The sequence below is a fragment of the Streptomyces noursei genome (assembly GCF_001646665.1).
GTDB classification, from domain to species: Bacteria; Actinomycetota; Actinomycetes; order Streptomycetales; family Streptomycetaceae; genus Streptomyces; species Streptomyces lavendulocolor.
Genome location: NZ_LWBU01000194.1, coordinates 1 through 477, shown reverse-complemented (window position 1 = coordinate 477; position 477 = coordinate 1). Strand labels below are relative to the sequence as shown.

Sequence of the window (477 nt, the reverse complement as noted above, 5' to 3'; positions counted from 1 at the left end):
GGTGCGGCCCTTCCGAGACGGGAACGCGCGATGATCGCTCTGGAGTACGGCTACGAGGTGCTGCCCGGAGTGGCGGTGGACACCCCCGGCGTCGAGGGCGTCCTTCGCCGCCGTGGGCGCGGCCCGCGGTGGGGCGTCCTCGCACTCGCGGCCGAGGCGGCACTGCTGGCGGGTCGTCCTCGTGGGCGCCGGGCCCGGCTCGGGGGCGGGCGTGGGCCCCCGCCTCGTGGCTGGGTCCGCTCCTCCTTGTGTCGGCTGCCCTGACGCTGCTCTTGCGCCGGGCGGGGGCGAGGGGGGGGCTGGTCCGGCCCGGGTACCCGTCCGCGGCCCACTACGGCCGGCCCACGGACGGCGAGCCGCGGACCGCCGCGCAGCTGGCGGGGGCCCGCGCCGGGGGGCAAAGCGGGACGGGGAGCGCCGTGCGCGAGTCGTTGGGCACCCGCCACATGCTCGGCCTGCCGCTCCCCGGCGGCGACG

At 79.7% G+C, this 477-nt stretch carries 1 pseudogene; it reads left to right on the top strand.

Features of this window, described 5'->3' with window-relative positions:
- A pseudogene (locus A4V12_RS38725) lies at nt 1-264 on the top strand (hypothetical protein); the annotation flags it as partial.
- Nucleotides 265-477 lie beyond the last annotated feature (213 nt).